Raw genomic sequence first — 19,394 nt, forward strand, 5'->3', positions numbered from 1 at the left:
ACCGCTCGCTGGACCGGGGCGTCGTCCGACGTCCTGCCGGCGGGCGCGGACGCCGGTCGGCTGGTGGGGCGACGGTCGTGCGGGGACACGGCCCGCTGGACCGGGGGTCCGGCCGGTGCGGTGCCTGACGACGGCGAGGGCGACGGCGACGGCGGCGTTGCCGCCGCGCGGCCGGTGGGTGGCGTGCCGGTGCCGGTGCCGGAGGCGGGCGTGGCGGGGCGGGGCGTCGCTCGCTGTACCGGGCGGTCGTCCGTGGGCTTGGCCTCGGCGGGCGCGGGCCCCGGCGCCGGCGTGGTGGTGCGGGGCGTCGCTCGCTGTACCGGGTGGTCGGTCGTGGCGCCGTCGGGCGCGGTGGGGCCGGCCTGCGCGGGCGCGGAGGTGGGTGCGGGCGTGCCGGTGCCGGCGGAGGCGGGCGTGGGCCGTGAGGCCGCCCGCTGCACCGGGGGTTCGCCCGTCGCGGGGCCGGACGGCCGTACGGCGGCTCGCCGCACCGGCGTACCGGGTGTCGTGTCGGCGCCGGCCGCGGGTGTTGTCCGGCCGCCGGGCCGGGAGGTGCGGGGCGCGGGGTCCGGGCCGGGCTTGGCCACGGCTCGCTGCACGGGGGGAGCGGCCGGCACGGCGTCCGGCGAGGTGGTCCGGCGGTCCCCGGCGGGGGCGGCCTGCGGGCCAGGGGCCGGAGAGGTCTCCGGGCCCGATGCCGGGGTGGACGGTGCCGCGGCGCGTTGTGCGGGCGGGCCGGACGCGCTGCCGTTGCCCGGTGCGGGCGCCGCGCTGGCGCCGGCCGGGCGCGCGGCGCGCTGTACCGGCGTGCCGGGTGCCGTACCGCTGTCACGTACCGGTGCCGTGCCGGGGGCGCCGGGCTGTGCGGCGGCCCGCTGGACCGGGGCGCCGGACGACGCGGTGCCGCTGCCCGGCGTGCCGGATGCCGTTGCGCCGCCGGACGCCGTGGGAGTGGTGGAGGTGGTGCGGGCGGTGCGCCGGGCCCCGGTGTCCGGAGCCGGGGTGGCGTCGCGGCGGGACACCGCTCGCTGCACGGGAGGGCCGGCGGGAGGAGTGCTCGCCGCGCCGGTCGGGCGTACGGCCCGCTGCACCGCGGCGTCGGGCGCCGGGGGCGCGGTCGCCGTGGTGCTGTCGGTCCGGTGGGACGGGGAGGCGTCCCCGGCGGAGGCCGAGCCGGGGTCCCCCCGGTCGCCGTCCGCCGACGAGGGTGCCGTACCGGAAGGCGCCGGGAGGGAGTCGGTGGTCCGGCGGGTCGCGGGCAGGGCCCGGCGCTGCACGGCCGGCGCACCGGACGGTGCCTTGGTCAGGGCCTGGCGGGGGTGGGGTGCGGCGGGCGGCGGCACCGGGGTGACCCGTACGCCGCGGGCCGGCTGGACGGGGGTGTTCACGGGCGCGGCGGACGACTCCGGCCCGGCGGAACGCGACCGCTGGACGGGCGTGGCCGAGGGCGTGGTCGTCGGCGTGGCGGAGGAACCGCCCCGCGTCCGCGGCGTGGAGGACGAACCCGCGCGCGCTCCAGGTGCCGTGGAGGAACCGCTCCGTGCTCCCGGCGCGGCCTCCGTGGGAACGGCCGGCGTGGGAACGGCCGGAGCCGAGGGGTCCGCCGGTAGCGCCCGCAGGGGCGCGACCGGCATCCGCTGGACCGGCTGCGCGCCCGGCGGGGACGACAGCGGCGTGGTCCCTCCCGGGTGGGCCGGCGCGTCGAAGGCGCCGGACAGCAGGCTGTCACCCGTCGCCGGGTTCAGTACGGCGGGGGACGGCGCCCGCGTGAACGACGGGTTCTGCCACGTCGGCAGACGGCCACCGAACCCGGCGTCCGCGACCCCCGTGCGGGCCGAACCCGTCGCCCGCTGGATCGGCGGCAGGCCCGTCCAGGCGGCGGCCACGGGCGCCGGGCCGGTCGTACGCGACGTACTTCCGCCCAAGTCGGAGCCCATGTCGGAACCCACGTCGGAGCCCATGTCGGAGCCCGTGTCCGGGCCCGGCACGGCCTCGGCCGGGGACGTCGTGCCGTCCCCGGCGATGCCGTCCCCGGCGATGCCGTTCCGACGGCCCCGCAGCCGGTCCAGGAATCCCACTGATCAGCCCTCCGCCATGCCACGCGTCACGAGGGACGCGATCTGGTCCGTGTACCGGCGGCGGTCCTGGTGCTCCAGGTCCAGGATCGCCTCCAGGCTCCAGTGGAAGTGGTAGGCGACGTACGCGATCTCCTCGTGCAGCCGGTCGGTCGCGTACGTCACGATTCCCCCAGGCGGCTCCCGCCGAGTTCGACCTCGAAGGGCTCCGAGCAGTGCGGGCACTCGACGGCCGCGCGGGTGTGGCCCTCCGCGTTGATCTGGCGGTAGAAGTCCTGGAGGAACGCCAGGTCGGAGGCGAACATGTTCTCCACGATCCCGTCGTGCACCGACGACAGCGTGCCCAGCCGGGTGATGACCCGGCCGAGCAGCACCACCGACAGGTACGCCGGGTTCTCCTGCACCCGCACGTCGCGCAGCGGGATCAGTTCGTCCCGTGCCGTCGACAGGCGCATCACGCCGTCCCGGTGCACCGTGCCCGAGTCGTCGACGTACCCGCGCGGCAGCTCGAAGGGGAACTCGGTGCGCAGTTGCCGGCGCGGTGCCGGGTCGGCCGGAGGACCGGCCGGTGCCTCCGTCGGCGCGGCGGCGGGAGCCGAACGGGGGAAGTCCGCTTCCGCCGCCGCAGTCTGGGGGGCCTGGGGCGCCGCGCTGGGCGCCCGGCCGGCCGCGCGTCGCATTACTCGACTTCCACTTCTTCGAACACGATGGTGACGGTCTCGGTCAGCGCGGAGGTGTCGCCGGCCTTCAGCGAGCTCGCGTCGATCTTGCTGCACCAGGCGTTGCGCAGGTTGTAGCGCTTGACCGGGGTGTCCTCGGCGTCCATCAGGATGATGGAGGCGTTCTTGCGCGCCGAGGCCATCCGGCCGTTGATGGAGTCGTTGATCCACTGGGTGAACGACGCGGACTGGGTCATGCCCCGTACGACGGTGCACTGACCGTCCTTCTTGTTGCCGGGCATCACGGCGACCTCGAGCTTGCCGGTCGCGCTGTTGTTCTGTACGTGCCTGATGACCTCCTGTTCGATGGTGAGGCCGCTGACCTCGGCGAGGTACTCGACCATCACTCCGTCGATCTGGAGCCCGAAATTGTTTCCGGTGAGGGAGTCACCCTGCATCAGAGCCATGAGTTCGCTGTCCTTCTAGGGAGCTGGGGGAGGCGGATCGAAGAGGCGGAGAACGCGAGGGCTACTCCTCCAGCTCCCCGCTGCCGCTGGAGAACTGGGCGAGCCGGAAGATCACGAACTCGGCGGGCTTGACCGGCGCGATGCCGATCTCGCACACGACCCGGCCGAGGTCGACCGACTCCGGCGGGTTGGTCTCCTCGTCGCACTTGACGTAGTAGGCCTCTGCCGGGCTCTGGCCGAACAGGGCGCCGCTGCGCCACTCGTTGACCAGGAACGCGGAGACGTTACGACGGATGCGGGCCCAGAGGTTGTGGTCGTTCGGCTCGAACACCACCCACTGGGTGCCGATCAGGATCGACTCCTCCAGGTAGTTGAAGTACCGGCGGATGTTCAGGTAACGCCACGCCGGGTCGGAGGAGAGGGTGCGGGCGCCCCAGACGCGGATGCCGCGGCCGGGGAAGGAGCGGATGCAGTTGACGCCGATCGGGTTGAGCAGGTCCTGCTCGCCGCGGGTGATCTGCAGCTCGAGGTCGACGGCGCCGCGGACGACCTCGTTGGCGGGGGCCTTGTGCACACCGCGCTCGAAGTCGTTGCGGGCCCAGATGCCGGCGACGTGGCCGCTCGGCGGGACCAGGCGGGACTGGCCGGTGGCCGGGTCGAAGGACTTGATCCAGGGGTAGTACAGAGCCGCGTACTTGGAGTCGTAACCGGCCGTCTCCTGGCGCCAGACGCGGATCTGACGGGCGTTCTGACCGGGCGGCGGGTCGATGATGGCGACGCGGTCGCCCATCAGCTCGCAGTGGGCGATGAGACCGAGCTGGACGGCCTTGACGGCCTCCAGGTCGATCGCGCCGCGCTGGTAGGCGGCCATCAGGTCGGGCACCGCGACCATGGAGATCTCGTCGATCGACTCCAGGCCGCCGAAGCCGGTGCGGTCGGCGGAGTCGCCGAGGTACTCGGCGGGGCCGGGGTGTGCGCTCTCGCCCTGGCCGGCCGGAACGGCGGGCGCGGTGGACGGCGGCGCGGGCAGCGTCAGGGTCTGGTTCTCCGGACGGACGAGCTGCGCGGACGGCGCGGCCTCGGTCACGGTGATGAGCTTGGAGCGCTCCTTGACCTGCGTGACGACGTAGGAGCGGTTGCCCTTCTTGGCGCTCACGTCGAAGGTCTCGACCGGCTTGTCGCCGTCCTTGACGATCAGCTTGAAGCGCTCGGCGGGGCCCTCGCCCTCGGGGTCGGCGACCTCGACGGTCAGCGGGCCGTGCTGGCCGGCGGCGGTGGCCGTCACGGCGAACGTGCCGAGCTGCTTGGGCTCGGCGGCGGGCAGCGCGGCCTTGGCGGCGCCCCCGGTCACGGCGGCGGGAGCGGTGGTGCCGTCCGCGGCGTCGCTGACGGCGGCGTCCTCGGCCGAGCCGCCGACACGGACGACGTAGGCGGCGGAGCCACCGTTGTTGAAGAAGCCGTAGACGGAGTGCGCGAGGTAGTACCCGCCGGTGAAGTCACCGAAGGCCGCGACGTACTGCGTCCAGTTGGTCACCAGCGTGGGCTCGTTCAGGGGGCCGGTCGGGGCGAGACCGACGAAGGCCGCCACCGAGGTGCCCACTCCCTCGATCGGGCGCGAGCCGCTGGCCACCTCCTCGACGTAGACGCCGGGCGACAGGTAGGACGGCATGCTCTGCTCTCCTCGGGGTACGAGACAGGACGCCCCTCAGCCTCGCGCGCGCGTTGCCGCCGTCGAAACGTCCCGGGGTGCCGGGCGCGGGGCACGTTGGTTGCCCTTGGTCGTGCCCGTTGGGGCAGACTCCCCGTCGTTCCCTGGTGGACAGCCGTCGTTTCTGCTTCAACAGCGTGTGTTGAGTGTCAGTTCGCCAGGATGTCATCTCGTGGCCATGTTCCGGTCCGGGACGCGTCGTCCCGGTGCGGCCGAGCACGCCCTGTCGGTCCTCAAGCGCTGATGCAGCCCGATTCCTGCAGAAGGAGTTGCCCGTGCCGGACCGCTTGCACGACACGCAGACACGTCGCACGGGCACTGCCTCCCCGGCTCGGCACCGCCCTCGGGGGCCGCAGCCTCCCCTGGCCTCGTTGCAGGCCAGGGCGGGGAACAGAGCCGTCGCCACGGCGATACAGCGGGCGACCGGTGCTCCCGGCCGGGAGGAAGTCGCCGGGGGAGAGGAGCGGCGTCGGCGGGCGGAGCTGGCGGCCGCGGCGGCGGAGCGGCGTCGCCGGCCGGAGGCGGCGGCCGAGGGGGAGACCCGGCAGCCGGAAGAGGCGCAGGCGACGGCAGGGGACGAGCGGCGTCGGCGGGCGGAGCTGGCGGCCGCGGCGGCGGAGCGGCGTCGCCGGCCGGAGGCGGCGGCCGAAGGGGAGGGGCGGCAGCCGGAAGAGACGGAAGTGACCGCGGGGGAGCAGCGGCAGCGAGGAGCGATGCGGCGCCTCTTCGGGACCGGGGAGAAGCTCAAGCAGGTCAACGCGAAGATCGAGCAGCTCTTCGGCACCTCGAAGGCCGACAAGTCCAAGAAGGTCATCGACGTTCCCGACACGATGGCCACCCGCCTCAACGCGCCCGCGGAGGGCGGAGTCCGGCTGCACGGGCAGGCCACGTCGAACGCGGACCAGGTACAGGCCACCGCCGTCCAGGGACAGGTCGGCACCGGGATCAACATCGTGACCGATTCCCTGGGCCTGTTCAACGACCTGCGCACCCTGAGGGCCGGCTACAAGGACCGTAAGGCCGTCGGGCCGGAATCCCACAAGTCCAGGAAGGACGTGAAGGGGAAGACGCTCGGTGCGGCACAGAACTCCGGCATGGTCGTCGGCGACGCCGCGGGCATGGCCAACGCCGCGGTGAGAAACGCCGGCCGGCTGGACGGGGTGCCCGCCCTCGGCGAAGTGGCCGGCGGGGCCACCGTGTTCTATTCGGCGCTGATAGCCGTCCGCGAGGCCGCCGCCGTCTGGCGGACCTACGACAAGGACCGCGAACTCAAGAAGGTGGTCCAGGAAGCGCCCGACGAGGTGCGGCGGAACGAGGCGAGACTCCAGGACGTACTCGACGGCCTGGGGAAGGCGCAGACGGGGCTGGACCGGGTCAGGGCCCTGCCTCCGCGCCGGCTGCTCGGTCTCGGGGCAGCCAGGGACGAGGACATCGCGCGCTTCGGACAGGAGGTCGCCGTCCTCACCCAGCAGCTGGAGGCGTACCTGGCAGGCATCGGCCGGTACGCACGGCACAAGCAGCACACCAAACTGGCCAAGCGCATCACCAACCTGGGAGGCAACTCGGTGCGGACCGCCGGTGGCGGTCTGGCGATCGCGGCGGCCGCCGGAGCGGTCAGTGGCCCGGCCGCACCCGCGGTGGCCGGCGTGGCGGCGGCCTTCCTGCTCGGCAACGCTCTCTACAAGGGGGCCCGGGCGGGCTCCAACCGGTACGTGGCGGCGCGGCATCCCGACCGGTGGGCCCGGCCCACGCTGGCCGAGGGCGAGACCGGGACGGACAGGCCGGGGGCGTCCGCGGCCGGAGGCGCCCGACGGCGCGACGCCGTGGCGGAGTTCTTCAAGGTGACGAAGTCCGTCCCGCAGGGCGAGCGCCAGTTCATGGCGCAGGAGCTCTACGCACTGGCGGCCGGGCCGGACGTCCGTGTGGGCAGGGACGTACCCGCCGATGTCCGCGCGTCGGCACGTGCGCTGCTCCTGGTCCTCAAGGCGGGCCCGGACCGTCACGGACGCTCGCAGAAGGAGTGGGAGGACTCGCTCAACGACCCCGGGCAGCAGGCCGCCTGGGAGAAGGAGATCGCCAACCAGCTCTCCTCGGCCTGACGGGTACGGGATGCCCGAGGACGGACGCACCGGCGGTGTCCTCCCGTACCGGTCTGCCCCCGCGCCTGCCCTCACGGGCGTTGCGCCGGGCGGGCGGGCCGGGTAAACCTGCGGGGAGCGCCGTCATCACGTGCCGACCCAGCACCTGCCGAGGGAGCGTTGTGCGCGCACACGAAACACAGGCTGCCCAGCAGGCCGGCAAGCAGAGCCCGGCCCGCAGCTCCGCCATGCCGGGCAGCACGGCCGGCCGGATGCTGGCACTCCAGAACCAGGCCGGGAACGCGGCCGTGGCCCGTGCCGTCCAGCGGGCCCGGCACGAGCACGGCCCCGGCTGCGGCCACGCCCAGGACGAGGCCGACACCGCCGACGTGCAGCGGCGGGTGTCGGTGGAGAGCGGCTTCTTCGAGGAACCGCGGGTGTCGGTGGACGAGGCGATCAGCACGCCCGGCAAGCCGTTGCCCGCCCGCATCCGCGAGACCGCCGAGCAGACCTACGGGATGAGCTTCGGGCACGTCAAGATGCACGACAACCCGGTGGCGCAGCGTTCGGCCAGGGGCCTCAACGCGATCGCCTACACCACCGGCGCCCACATCGTCGCCCAGCGGGCCCTGGACGACGCGAAGTTCTACCACGAGATCCACCACGTCTACCAGCAGTCCCAGGGCAAGGTGGCGGGCACCGACAACGGCTTCGGCGAGTCCGTCTCCGACCCGAACCACTCCGAGGAGATCGAGGCCGAGCAGGTCGGTGAGCGCATGGCCCGGGGACAGTCCCCGCTGTAGCCGTCCGCGCCGCCCGCCGGGGGTGCCCTTTCGGGCAGCCGGCTCTGCCTCGGGCTCTGGGACAGGCCCCGGGGCCTCCCTCTCGCCGCAAACACCCGTCACGACGCAGCCGCCGTGGCGTTCGCACGACGCGCCCTGGGACATCCGGTGCGGCGTCGGACGGCACCGCCCCCGCACGGCCGGAGTGATCGTGTGGGGCATCGGACCGTCCGGGCCGCACCCGACACCCCGGGGCGTGAGGAAACCCGCCCCCGCACCCCGGACCACGGACACGATCCGTGCCGCCGGACGCGGAGCGAACGCGGGTGACCGGCGCATCCACGACCGTTCGGGACGCGCCAGTCGACCAGGCCCGGGTCCAGGACTCCCTCCCGCTCACTGATCAGGCACGGTTCCCCCTCAAGACCGGGAAGGGCACCGTCCGCCCCGACACCCACGTGAAGGACAAGGGCCGGCTGCGGCAGGGCCGCACCGAGCCCGCGCAGTGGCGGTACTTCGGCAGCGACTGTCCGCGGGGCCGAGGGGGCCGGGCATCCGGGACATCAGGTACCTCCGGGCAAGCAGTATTGCCCCGAGGTCTGCTGACGGGTCCGGGGTCCGCCCGTAGCCTCGCCGTGTGAGCCTATGGACTTCGCTGGAGCCCGCGTCCGCCACCGTAGACCCCGGCAGCAGCACGCGTGTGCGCCTGAGGGTGCGTAATACCGGTGATGTGGTGGACGAATACCGGTTCGAGCCCGTCGGGGACGTGGCTCCCTGGACGACGGTCGAGCCGCCGACGTTGCGGTTGTATCCGGGGACGACGGGGACGGTGGAGCTGACGTTCGCTCCTCCCCGGACGTCCGACGCGACGGCGGGTCCGAATCCGTATGCGGTGCGGATCACGCCGACGGAGCACCCGGACGCGGTGACGGTTCCGGAGGGGAACCTGACGATCACGCCGTTCACGGAGGTGCGGGCGGAGCTGGTGCCGCCGACGGTGAAGGGCAGGTTCCGGGGGCGTCCGAGGCTGGCGGTGGACAATCTCGGTAATACGAAGGTGACGGCGTCGGTGTCGGGCAGTGACACCGGTGATCACCTGTCGTACGAGATCCGGCCGGGGAACGTGCAGATCGAGCCGGGGCGTGCGGCGTTCGTCGAGACGACGTTGAAGCCGCGGCAGATCATCTGGTTCGGGGCGAAGGAGGAGCGGCCGTACACGCTGGCGGTGCGGCGCTCCGGGGTCGAGCCGACGGATGTGGAGGGTACGTACATCCAGCGGGGGTTCCTGCCGCGCTGGCTGGCGACGTTCTTCGGTATCTTCGTGGCGCTGGCGATCGCGTTCGTGATGATCTGGATCGCGTACAAGCCCCAGGTCCGTACCAGTGCCACCGAGCAGGTCCAGCAGGCGGGTACGGCGCTGGCTCCGAGTCCCAGTGCCAGTGCCCCGTTGCAGGCGCCGCCGCCCAACGGGGCCGAGTCGCCGGTCCAGGCGCCGCCCGAGCAGCCCCAGTCCGACGAACCGAAGAACGACGGCGGTGGCGGCGGAGACGACAAGGGTGACGGCGGCGGTGGCGGCGGCGGGGGCGGCGAGAAGGAGCAGCCCAAGAAGCCCGACGCGGAGCCGGCCGTGGTGCCCGCCAGCAACGTCCTGCTGCGCAACACCACCACCACGCTCTGTGCCGAACTCCCGGGACGGGACATGGGGACGATCGACGGCCCCGTCTGGCAGTCCGACTGCAACCCGACCGACGCCGACAACCAGCTCTGGGACCTGGAGGTGAAGGACCCGAAGGGCGGCCCCGGCGGGACGGCGCTCTTCCAGATCCGGAACGTCAAGGACCAGCTCTGCATGGACCTCCCGAATCTCGGGGGGAACCCCTACACGACGCCCGTCACCGAGTTCACCTGTGCCGGCACCACCAAGGACAACCAGCTCTGGTGGGTCGAGAAGCAGGAGAGCGGCGCCTACTGGATCCGCAACTTCGCCAGCAACAACGCGTGCCTGGACGTCGCCGGCTCGGCCGTCGGCGTCGCCGAGGCCAAGCTGGTGATCTTCGACTGCGCCGGCTCCGACGACGCGGAGTGGGAGATCGTCCGGACGGACAACAGCTGATCCCCGCGGCAATCGGCGGAAGTGCCCCGTTCAGCCCCGCCCTCACGGGACGGGACTGAGCGGGGCACTTTGTCACCGCCACCAAGGTCGCGGCTGAACGGCGGCGCGTCAGGGGTGCCGAGGCGGGCGGGGCGGTGGTCCGCCACCGCTACCAGCTGGCCTCGCCCGGCACCAGCCGCCCCGCCTTGCGGTACTCCCGGCGGGCGCCCTCCAGGAGGTCGCCCGCCGTCACCTTGTCCCCGCGTCCGGCGGCGAGGTAGGCGGCGGTGACCACCGCGCTGCGGATCGAACCGCCGGCCAGCTCGAAGTCCCGGGCCAGCGGGTCCAGGTCGATGTCCTCCGCGGACGGGACGTGCGACAGGCCGTGCCGCCACAGCGCCAGGCGCTGCCCGGGGTCCGGGAACGGGAAGTCGACCACCAGGTCCAGGCGCCGGGTGAACGCCTCGTCGATGTTGGCGCGCAGGTTGGTGGTGAGCAGGGCGATGCCGTCGAAGGACTCCAGGCGCTGGAGCAGGTAGGCGCTCTCCATGTTGGCGTACTTGTCGTGCGAGTCCTTGACCTCGGAGCGCTTGCCGAAGACGGCGTCGGCCTCGTCGAAGAGGAGCACGGCGTCGGTGCGGTCGGCCTCCGTGAAGATCCGTTCGAGGTTCTTCTCCGTCTCGCCGACGTACTTGTCCACGATCGACGACAGCTGGACGACGTAGAGGTCGAGGCCCAGTTCCGCCGCGACCACCTCCGCCGACAGGGTCTTGCCGGTGCCGGACTCGCCCGCGAACAGCCCGAGGACGCCCCGGCCGCGCCCGCCGCCCGCGCTGAGCCGCCAGTCGCCGAGGACGCGGTCGCGGTGGCGGGCGCGCAGGGCGAGTTCGCGCAGCTGGGTGAGGGGCGCTTCGGGCAGGACCAGGTCCCGCCAGTCCACGGCGGGCCGGATCCGGCGGGCATGGCTTTCCAGGCCGGAGGCCGACTGGCGGCGGGCGGCGAGCCGGACGTGGTCGGCGGTGACCGGGCCGCCGTCGAAGGCGGCGAGGCCGCGGGCCGTGTGCGCGGCCCGCTGGATCCGGTCCCCGCCCAGGCGGTACGGGGCGACGGTGGCGGCCAGGTCGAAGCCGTCGGCGTCCGGGCCGAGCGCGGCCTGCCAGGCGCTCGCGCCACCGGCCCGGCGGCCCGGCGCGTCGAGGACCAGGGGGTCGTCGGGGGACCAGTGCGGGTCGTACGGGCGGGGGTCCGTCAGCAGCACGGTCACGTCCGTCGCGGCGGTCAGCGCCCGCAGCAGCGGGCCCGGCCGCTCCGGCAGACCCGACACCACGACGGCCCGGCCGCCGAGGCGGGCCTCGCGCAGCAGTTCGGGGACGTGGTCCTCGGCGCCGGAGCAGCGCAGGGCGTCGAGTCCCGCGGCGCGCAGTGCGGCGGCGAGGGCGGCCAGTCCGTCGCCCTCGCGCTGTTCGCGCAGGTAGGCGGTGAGCGGGCCGTCCTGGAGGCGAGCGGCCAGCCGGTGCGCGAAGTCCTCGGCGTCGGGGTCGGCGGGCAGCGGTTCCGGCATCGGGCGCAGCCGGCCGACGAGCGCGGCGTCCGGGGTGTCGTCGCCGAGGAGGTGTCCGATCAGCCGGTCGGGCACGCGCAGGGAACGGGTCAGGAAGGGACGCTCGGGCTCCTCGACCTCCAGCAGGCCGAGGGCGCGCAGCGGTGCCGAGGCGTGCAGACGGGCGCGGGCCGCCGACGTGTGCGCGGGCACCCCGCACAGGTCGAGGGCGAGGCCCACGGTGGCGCGCCGGCGGCTCACGTCGTCGTTGAGGTAGCCGTAGAGCGGCTCGAAGGTGCGGTCGACGTCGGGGGCGAGGGCGATGAGCAGGACGGCGGTGTCCAGCTCGGTCAGCCTGAGCCGCCCGGCCAGCCGCACCAGCCGGTCACCCGGTCCGGCCGGCCCGTCGGCGGGCAGGCGCGGTGGGCCGGCGTCGGCGGCCTCACCGGACGGCCAGGTGCGCAGCAGGTGGCGTACGGCCTCGTCGGACAGGTACAGGCCGCGCAGCGGGTCGTCGGCCGTGGGGTCGCCGTCGGCGCGGCTCTCGACCAGCGCGGCCACTCGTTCCCGCAGGCCGGCGAGGTGGGCGAGGAGTGCGTGGGCGGGATCGGCGTACGCGTCCGGGGCGGGGGCGTCGGTGGTGTCGTTCGGCATGGGTGGCGTCGGGGCGTTGAGGGAGCTGAGGGCGTCGTCCGGCATGGGTGGCGTCGGGGTTCGGGGTGCGTCGGTGTCCGGGCCGGGTGCCGGGGCATCCCCGCGCCCGTCGTCCTGGGCGTCCGGTGCCGGGGTCACGGGGCCGTCGGTGTGTGTGCCCGGCGCAGGGTCCGGGGAACCCGCGGCGTACGTGCCGGGTGCCGGGGCACCGGGGTCGTTCCCGCCCGGGCCGGGTGACGGGCCCCTCGTGACGGCGTGCGGGACGTTCATCGGGGGTTCGGACGGCGGGCGGCGCGGGCGGCCGCCACCTGGTGGGGACGGTGGGAGCGTCCGGTGGTCTCCGCCGGGTCGTCGTCCATGGTGCGTACCCGGATCGTCGCGCCCTCGGTGACCGGGGGACCGGCGTCGTACTCCGGGAAGGCCGGGAAGGGCACGGTCACCACCACGTCCAGGGAGGGCTTCAGCTCGCCGCCCAGGGCGGACCAGATCTCGGCGAAGGAACGGGACTCCGTCTGGGTGCCGGACACCGTCACCGGCACCGACAGGCCCAGCGCCGCCAGGGAGGCGGGGAGTTCGGCGGGCGGCAGGATCTCGCGTGTCAGCAGGCTCGCCAGGACCGCGGAGAGCAGCCGGTGTTCGTCCTGCGGGTTCTTCGTCCAGGCCGTCACCAGGTACGCCAGCCGGAACCAGCGCGGCGGCCGGCGGCGGCGCACCACGATGTCGCGCTCGTCGTGCACCGGCACGTGGCCGCGCTGACGCCGGCCCACGTCCTCCCGGATGTCGTACAGGTACGAGTTGACCACGGGGGCGTTGCGCCGGGCCGCCCAGTCACGCGTGGGTGCCTCGAAGGACACGTCGATGCCCGAGCCCTTCAACGCCCCGCCGCCGAGGAGCCCTTTGAGGACCTCGTCCACCTCGTGGATCACACTCGCGCTCCCGCTCTGGCCGTACTGCCGTTCCGCCCGCTGCCGTTCGTCACCGATCGTGCCCCGGGTGCCGTCCCGTCCGCAGGCGTGCCGGGGACGGCGGCCGGGCAGCCCGGCCTGCCCGTGCGGCCCAGGAAGGCCGCGTTCCGTTGCCCGTTCGGTCAGATGTAGCCTTCCCGCAGGGCATAGGCCACGGCGTGCGCGCGGTTGCGCAGATGAAGCCGTGTGGTGAGTCCGTGCATGACGTTCTTGACGGTCCGTTCGGAGTAGGACAACTTGCCGGCGATCTCTCCGGTGTCGAGGCCCTCGGCGACCAGTCGCAGGACGTCCACCTCACGGGGGGCGAGGCCCAGCGAGGGGGCGCCGGGGCGTCCCGCCGCGCCCCGGTGCAGCGTGCCCACCTGGCTGATGAGCCGGCCGAGCAGGTCCGCGGGCAGGTCGCCGTCGCCGCGGGAGGCGGCCAGCACCGCCTGCACCAGCCGGTGGGCGGTGGCCTCGTGGCGCCAGACGATGGCTCCGACGCCGCACTCGACGACGTCCAGCAACTCGTTCTCGCGGATCGCGCCCACCACGAGGACGGCGCGCGCACCCTCGCTGCGCACGATCCGGCGCAACCGGGTGAGCGCCGCCTCGTCCAGCGCGTCCTCGATGAGCAGGGCCACCGTGCCGGGGCCGGTCTCCTCGCGCAGGTCGATCTCCGGGTGCCGGCGCAACTGGCTGATCGCGCCCTCGCGGCTGATCGGGTCCGGTGCGCTCACCGTCACCGGTACGCGGTGTCCGGAGATGCCGATGGAGCCGGTGGTTCCGGCGGTTCCGATGGCCGCGACCGCCTCGACGGTGGACGTGGCGGTGGTCCGGGGTGAGTTCAGCAACCGTTTCCCCCCTGTTCACGAGCCCGCCGTTCGGCGCAGGGCTGCGGCGGATGAGCGTGTCCCACACTTCTGGGACTGCTGGGACCGCGCAATCGTGGAGCACCACGAGACGTACCACGAGAACAGTGCGGCGATCCCCGCAATGTGGTCGCCGGGCGCGCGTTTCAGCAGGTCAGAAGGGGCCCGCGCAAGGGTGGGCGGGTCCGTGGCGCCCCACGGGCACCACCGTGAGCATCGCCACAGCAACCGGCCCGTCCACGGGACTTCATTCCCCCGGGTGGGCCACTTCACACCACCGTCGTCCGCATTCCCACGTCTCACAGGCCGAGGGAGCGTCATCCACCACAGGAGGCACCGATGACCGGACCGCTCCGCGAACGCGACGACGCCCGGGCGCTGCTCGCGGCCGAGACCGAGCGCGCCCGGGCCGGCACCGGCGGCCTCGTCCTGCTGCGCGGCGCCACCGGCACCGGCCGCACCGCCGTACTGGAGGCCGCCGTCCGGCACGCCGCGGACCGGGGCCTGCGGGTGCTGCGGGCGCGCTGCTCGCCCGAGGACACCGGGGTGCCCTTCGCCACGATCCTCCATCTCCTGGGCCCGGTGCCCGAGTTCACCGACACGGCACCCGGCGGCGACGACCGCGGCAGCGCGGCCCGGCTCTGGCGGCTGCTGCGCTCGTACGCGGCCGAGTGCCCGCTGCTGGTCGCCGTGGACGACGTCCACCTCGCCGACGAGGCCTCGCGCCGCTGGCTGGTGGAGGCGGCCCGGCGCGTCGACCGGTTACCGGTACTGCTGGTGGCCACCGAGCGCAGCCAGTACGACATCGAGCCGCGGCCCGCCGGACTCACCCAGGCCCTGTCGCCGTCCCTCGTGCGCACCCACACCCTCGCCCCGCTCAGCGACGCGGCGGCGGCCGGGCTGGTCCGGGCCGCCTTCCCCGCGGCCGGACCGTACTGGACGGCGGAGTGCGTACGGGCCGGTGCCGGCAGTCCGCTGCTGCTGCACGCCCTGCTCGACGACCTCGACGGCTCCCCCCGCCAGGGCGGCGCCGTGTCCGACGGCCCCCCGCCCCTGCCCGACACCTGCGCCGCGCTGTACCCCGGGGCCTACCCGTCGGCCGTCTCCTGGTGGCTGAACAGCGCCGGGACCGGGACGGCCGACGTGGCGCGGTGCCTCGCGGCGCTGGAACAGGCCTGGCCCCAGGGCCCGGAGGGCGCCCCGGCCAAGCCGCCGCGCGGACACGGGCGGGCCGGGCATGCCCACGTGCCACCGGTCACGCCGGCCGAGGCCGCCGGTGGCGATCCGGTCGACCTCCTCGCCGAGGCGGCCGGCGCCGACCCCGCGCGGGTCGCCGGCTGGATCGCCGCCATGACCCGGCTCGGTCTGCTGCGCCCCGACGCCACCGGCCGTCCCCGGTACGCGCATCCCCTGCTGCGCGACGCCGTGCTGACTGGCTGGCCCCGGCCCCGCCGGGAGGCGGCGCACCGGGCGGCGGCGGAGGCGATGCTGCGCCGGGGCGACCGGGTCGAGGCGGTCGCCCGGCACCTGCTGCGGACCCCGGCCGTCGGGCTGCCCTGGGCCCTGCGCGTCCTGCGGGACGCGGCCACGGTCGCCGTGCACGACGCCCGGCCCGGCGACGCCGTCGGCTACCTCCGCCGGGCGCTGGACGAGCCGCTGCGCGACGACCTCCGCCAGCGGCTGCTGACCGAACTGGGCTCCCTGGAGTACGCGTCGGCCGACGCCCCGGCGGCCATCGCGCGCCTCGCCGAGGCCCAGCACCTGCCGGCCGGACCCCGCGACCGGGTGCGTACGGCCGTCGCCCTCGGCACCGCCCTGGCCGCCCGCGGCGAGATCCGTACGGCCATGGAGGTGCTGCGCCGTACGGAGGGCCGGCTCTCCGGCCACCCGGACCTGGCCCGCACCGTGCAGGCCGCCGGCGCGCTGCTGTCCGACGAGGACCTGGCGACCCGGCGGGAGGTGTACCGGTGGCTGTGCGAGACCGGCGAGCGCTCCCCGGAGCTGGTGGGCACCGCCGGACAGGCTCTGCTCGTGCGGTACGCGTCCACGGCCGGGCTGATATCGGCCCAGGAGGCGATGAGGCGGATACGGGCGCTGCTCGCGCAGCCCACCGACCCGCTCGCGGAGCCGTTCCTGCTGGGCACGGCCGCCGCGGTCGCCCAGTGGTCCGACGAACTCGACGAGGCGGACCGGCTCGTGGAGCGGGGGCTGGCCGGGCAGCACCCCGCGCTGCTCCACCCGATGCAGCACGCGCTCCTCAACACCCGGGCCGACATCGCCGCGGCCCGCGGCGACTACGCCCGCCTGCTCGCCACCGAGCCCGGCACCGACGCGGCGTGGCACCCGGCCCGCCCGCGCACCGGACCCTCCAACCGGGACGCCCACGCCGTGATGGCCCTCGTCGAGACCGGCCGCGCCGAGGAGGCGCAGCGGTTCGCCGAGCGGTTCGACCTGCGGGAAGTACCGGAGAACTGGGAGCTGAACCGCTTCCTCTACGCGCGGGGCGTGCTGCGGGCGGCCACCGGCGATCCGGCGGGCGCGCTCCACGACTTCCTGGAGTGCGGCCGCCGCCAGTCGGCGCGCGAGGTGGTCAGCCCGGTCGTCACCCCGTGGCGGACGGCGGTCGCGGAGTGCCGGCTGGCGCTGGGCGGCGGCCAGGAGGCGCTCGACCTGGTGACGGAGGAACTGCGGCTGGCCCGGCTGTGGAACACCCCGCGCACGGTGGGCCGCGCCCTGCGCGTGCTGGGCACCGCGACCGGCGGGCGGCGCGGCCTGGAGCTGGCCGAGGAGGCCGTACGGACCCTGCGGGACTCGCCGGCCGACGTCGACACGGAGCTGGCCCGGGCGCTGCTCGCGCAGGGGCGTCAGCTCATGGCCGCCGGCGAACGCGGCCGGGCCCGCGCGTGTCTGCGGGAGGCGGCGGACCTGGCCGAACGCAGGGGCGCCCTGCGGCTGCTCGCGCTCGCCGGGCAGGCCCTGCGCGAGGGCGGCGCCCGGGGGCCGGTGACGGCCCGCACCGGCTCCGGGGTGCTGACCGGCAGCGAACGCCGCATCGCCGAACTCGCCGCCGACGGCCGGACGAACACCGAGATCGCCGACCTGCTGCACCTGGCCCGCCGCACCGTGGAGACCCACCTGACCAGCACGTACCGGAAGCTGCGCATTCGCCGTCGGGCGGAACTGCCGGCCGCGCTGCAACAGGAGCGCGAGCGCGGCCGGCCCCAGCCCCAGGAAGCCCGCCGCACGTGCCCGCACTGACCCGCGCCCACCGCCGGCCGCCCTGTGCCGGTGCGGAGCCCGGGGCCGCCCGCGGTGCCGTCGACGGTTCACATGGCCCGCAGGTGCCGCCCGATGCCCAGCTGCTCCTCCTCCAGCGGGTCGCCGTCCTCCACGGACCACAGGCAGTTCTGCAGGACGCGGCCGAGGGTCCAGGCGCGGGCCCGCTCCCGGTCCAGTGCGAGGACGTCGGTCATGGCGTCGAAACGCCACTGTGTCTCGCCCGGGTCGTAGCGGTTGTGGAGGGCGGGCAGCAGGTCGAAGCAGGGGTCGCCGGCCAGCGGATTGGGGTCGATGGCGAGCCAGGGGGCGCGGTCGGAGGCGAGGACGTTCTCGTAGTGCAGGTCCCAGTGGAGCAGCCGGTCGCCGGGCTCGTCCGCGACCTCGCGCACGGCGGCGGCGCAGTCGGCGACCAGGCGGCGGTCCGCCGGGTCCGGGATGCGCTCCAGGGCCCACGGCGTCCGCTCCAGCATGCCCCGCGTGATGTCACCGAGCCCGCGCAGGCCGGGCGGGGCGGGGGTCGAGGTGAGGTGGGCGAGCAGCCGGGCGATGACGAGGACGGCCTCGCGGGAGTCCTCGACGTGGCTGAGCATGCGGGTCGGATCGAGGCGCTCCAGGAGCATGGTGCCGGTGGCCGCGTCGTGGTCGAGCAGCCGTACCGCCCCGTCGCCGTCCCACACCCGCAGGGCGACGGGCTCGCCCTCGGTCTCCGCGTCGACGAGCTGGAGCTTGAGCACGGCCGGGGTGTCGTCCCGGCGCCGTACGACGGGCAGCACCAGGGCCGCCCAGCCGTGCATCGACGGACCGTCGAGGCGCAGCTCCCAGCGGTCCAGGAAGCCGGCCGCCGCGTCGGGCAGCGCGTCGACGAAGGCGCGGCCCGCCGCACCGTTGTACTTCGCCTGTGACACCGCGAGCGCGTCCGGAACGTCGATCACACCGGACGACGGTACCGGCGTACGACGCCGCGGACACCCGGATTTCACGTTCCGGCACCCGGGGCGCCGGGGCCCTGGGGTGATGTGCCGGGTGGTGATGTGCCGGGTGTGGCGGCTGGTGGCTGTCGGGCACGTGCCCCGGGGCTCCCGTCCGGTACGCGCCCGGGGCCTCGGTGTGAGCGACTGCGCGGGCGGAGCGGTACGCGGGCGGCGCGTCGCCGGGGCGTTCGCTCCCCTCGGCACCCGTGCCCCAACGCTCCGGCGGCGGAAGCGGGTCGGCGGGGCCGGACGGACGGTCGCGGGCCCGCGGACGGCGGGCCGCCTCGCCCCCGGGCCACCGGTCCTCAGGCCACCGGAGCGTTGGGACACCGGTCCTCAGGTCACCGGTCCTCAGGCCACCGGTCCTCAGGCCACCGGTTCCGGCACCGGCCGGTCGGCCGGAGTGCCGTGGTTCGGGGCCTTGGCCGTCACCATCAGGCCCGCGATCAGACCCGCCAGCAGCATGATGCCGGCGGCCAGCCAGATGGCGACCGTGTAGCCGTGGACGATGCCCTCCCGGACGACCGCCGCCCTCCGGGACGGATCGGTGAGGTGGGAGGTGATGTAGGAGGCGCTGGCGCTGGTGGCGACGGTGTTGAGGAGCGCCGTGCCGATCGAGCCGCCCACCTGCTGCGAGGTGTTGACCGTCGCGGAGGTCACGCCGGAGTCCCGGGGGGCGACTCCGGCGGTGGCCGTGGAGAAGACCGGCATGAACGTCAGGCCCATGCCGAGGCCCATGAGCACCAGCGCGGGCAGGATCTCCGTGACGTACTGCGAGTGCACCGTCATCCGGGTGAGGACCACCATGCCGCCGGAGGCGAGGAACATGCCGGGGGCCATCAGCATGCGCGGGCCCACGCGGCGCAGCAGGCGGGCCGAGATCTGGGTGGAGCCGATGACGATCGAGGCGGTCAGCGGCAGGAAGGCCAGACCGGTCCGCACGGGGGAGTAGCCGAGGACGACCTGGAGGTAGTAGGTCATGAACAGGAACATCCCGAACATGCCGACGACGGCCAGCATCATGGTCAGGAAACAGCCGGCGCGGTTGCGGTCGCGGATGACGTGCGGCGGCAGCAGGGGCACCGGGGCCCGGGTCTGCCACCACACGAAGACCGTCAGGAGGACGGCGCCCGCGGCGAACAGCGCCAGTACCAGCGGGTCGGTCCAGCCGCGGGGCTGCGCCTCGCTGAGGCCGTAGACGAGCGCGACCAGTCCGCCGCAGCCGAGGAGCACGCCGGGGACGTCGAGGCGGGCGCCGTCGTGGCCGGGCCGG

At 74.7% G+C, this 19,394-nt stretch carries 13 protein-coding genes and 2 pseudogenes; 5 read left to right on the plus strand and 10 right to left on the minus strand.

Annotation, left to right across the window (positions count from 1 at the left end; translation table 11 throughout):
• The 5 genes and pseudogenes from KUM32_RS37955 to KUM32_RS37975 all read right to left on the minus strand — a co-directional run.
• Positions 1 to 2,078: pseudogene (locus tag KUM32_RS37955) on the minus strand (hypothetical protein); the annotation flags it as partial.
• Positions 2,079 to 2,081: 3 nt separating this feature from the next.
• Positions 2,082 to 2,240 carry a DUF6760 family protein gene (locus KUM32_RS37960; RefSeq protein WP_217146371.1) on the minus strand — a complete coding sequence of 53 codons (159 nt, stop codon included), beginning with the start codon at positions 2,238 to 2,240 and terminating at the stop codon, positions 2,082 to 2,084.
• Positions 2,237 to 2,755, minus strand: a complete 519-nt coding sequence (locus KUM32_RS37965; protein ID WP_217146372.1) for a hypothetical protein — start codon at positions 2,753 to 2,755, stop codon at positions 2,237 to 2,239. Before KUM32_RS37965 ends, KUM32_RS37960 begins: the two co-directional genes overlap by 4 nt.
• Positions 2,755 to 3,201: a phage tail protein gene (locus KUM32_RS37970; protein ID WP_217146373.1), complete on the minus strand. Its 447-nt coding sequence runs from the start codon at positions 3,199 to 3,201 to the stop codon at positions 2,755 to 2,757. Before KUM32_RS37970 ends, KUM32_RS37965 begins: the two co-directional genes overlap by 1 nt.
• A gap of 61 nt (positions 3,202 to 3,262) precedes the next feature.
• Entirely contained in the window at positions 3,263 to 4,870 is a 1,608-nt protein-coding gene (locus KUM32_RS37975) for a phage tail sheath subtilisin-like domain-containing protein (RefSeq protein ID WP_217146374.1), read from the minus strand.
• A gap of 410 nt (positions 4,871 to 5,280) precedes the next feature.
• On the opposite strand from KUM32_RS37975, the gene KUM32_RS37980 reads away from it, so the two are divergent.
• The 4 genes and pseudogenes from KUM32_RS37980 (at position 5,281) to KUM32_RS37990 (ending at position 9,882) form a co-directional block, all read left to right on the plus strand.
• Positions 5,281 to 7,008, plus strand: a complete 1,728-nt coding sequence (locus KUM32_RS37980; protein WP_217146375.1) for a hypothetical protein — start codon at positions 5,281 to 5,283, stop codon at positions 7,006 to 7,008.
• 161 nt (positions 7,009 to 7,169) lie between these two features.
• Complete coding sequence (locus KUM32_RS44840; protein WP_308408827.1) at positions 7,170 to 7,790, plus strand: DUF4157 domain-containing protein; 621 nt, start codon at positions 7,170 to 7,172, stop codon at positions 7,788 to 7,790.
• A 93-nt stretch (positions 7,791 to 7,883) separates the two neighbouring features.
• Positions 7,884 to 8,173, plus strand: a pseudogene (locus KUM32_RS44410) (IS200/IS605 family accessory protein TnpB-related protein); the annotation flags it as partial.
• Between the two features lie 233 nt (positions 8,174 to 8,406).
• On the plus strand, positions 8,407 to 9,882 hold the full coding sequence (locus KUM32_RS37990) for an RICIN domain-containing protein (protein ID WP_217146376.1): 1,476 nt from the start codon (positions 8,407 to 8,409) through the stop codon (positions 9,880 to 9,882).
• Positions 9,883 to 10,030: 148 nt separating this feature from the next.
• On the opposite strand, the gene KUM32_RS37995 is transcribed toward KUM32_RS37990, so the two are convergent.
• From KUM32_RS37995 to KUM32_RS38005, 3 genes are all read right to left on the minus strand, one after another.
• Positions 10,031 to 12,100 carry an ATP-binding protein gene (locus KUM32_RS37995; RefSeq protein WP_374227603.1) on the minus strand — a complete coding sequence of 690 codons (2,070 nt, stop codon included), beginning with the start codon at positions 12,098 to 12,100 and terminating at the stop codon, positions 10,031 to 10,033.
• Between the two features lie 221 nt (positions 12,101 to 12,321).
• Entirely contained in the window at positions 12,322 to 12,981 is a 660-nt protein-coding gene (locus KUM32_RS38000) for a DUF4255 domain-containing protein (protein ID WP_217146377.1), read from the minus strand.
• 161 nt (positions 12,982 to 13,142) lie between these two features.
• Complete coding sequence (locus KUM32_RS38005) at positions 13,143 to 13,799, minus strand: response regulator transcription factor (protein WP_217146418.1); 657 nt, start codon at positions 13,797 to 13,799, stop codon at positions 13,143 to 13,145.
• A 411-nt stretch (positions 13,800 to 14,210) separates the two neighbouring features.
• Here KUM32_RS38005 and KUM32_RS38010 point away from each other — a divergent pair, with 411 nt between their 5' ends.
• Positions 14,211 to 17,129 (plus strand): AAA family ATPase, encoded by a 2,919-nt coding sequence (locus KUM32_RS38010; RefSeq protein ID WP_217146378.1) that lies wholly within the window; start codon positions 14,211 to 14,213, stop codon positions 17,127 to 17,129.
• A gap of 68 nt (positions 17,130 to 17,197) precedes the next feature.
• On the opposite strand, the gene KUM32_RS38015 is transcribed toward KUM32_RS38010, so the two are convergent.
• Positions 17,198 to 18,130 (minus strand): aminoglycoside phosphotransferase family protein, encoded by a 933-nt coding sequence (locus KUM32_RS38015; protein WP_374227604.1) that lies wholly within the window; start codon positions 18,128 to 18,130, stop codon positions 17,198 to 17,200.
• Between the two features lie 357 nt (positions 18,131 to 18,487).
• Positions 18,488 to 19,394, minus strand: a 907-nt coding sequence (locus KUM32_RS44415; RefSeq protein ID WP_254406693.1) for an MFS transporter, incomplete at its 5' end; no start/stop codon positions are given.

The sequence above is a fragment of the Streptomyces sp. AC627_RSS907 genome (assembly GCF_019049165.1).

Coding starts and splice junctions, on each gene's coding strand:
- KUM32_RS37965 (WP_217146372.1), bottom strand. CDS start 2,755: ATGCGACGCGCGGCCGGCCGGGCGCCCAGCGCGGCGCCCCAGGCCCCC.
- KUM32_RS37970 (WP_217146373.1), bottom strand. CDS start 3,201: ATGGCTCTGATGCAGGGTGACTCCCTCACCGGAAACAATTTCGGGCTC.
- KUM32_RS37975 (WP_217146374.1), bottom strand. CDS start 4,870: ATGCCGTCCTACCTGTCGCCCGGCGTCTACGTCGAGGAGGTGGCCAGC.
- KUM32_RS37995 (WP_374227603.1), bottom strand. CDS start 12,100: ATGCCGGACGACGCCCTCAGCTCCCTCAACGCCCCGACGCCACCCATG.
- KUM32_RS38010 (WP_217146378.1), top strand. CDS start 14,211: ATGACCGGACCGCTCCGCGAACGCGACGACGCCCGGGCGCTGCTCGCG.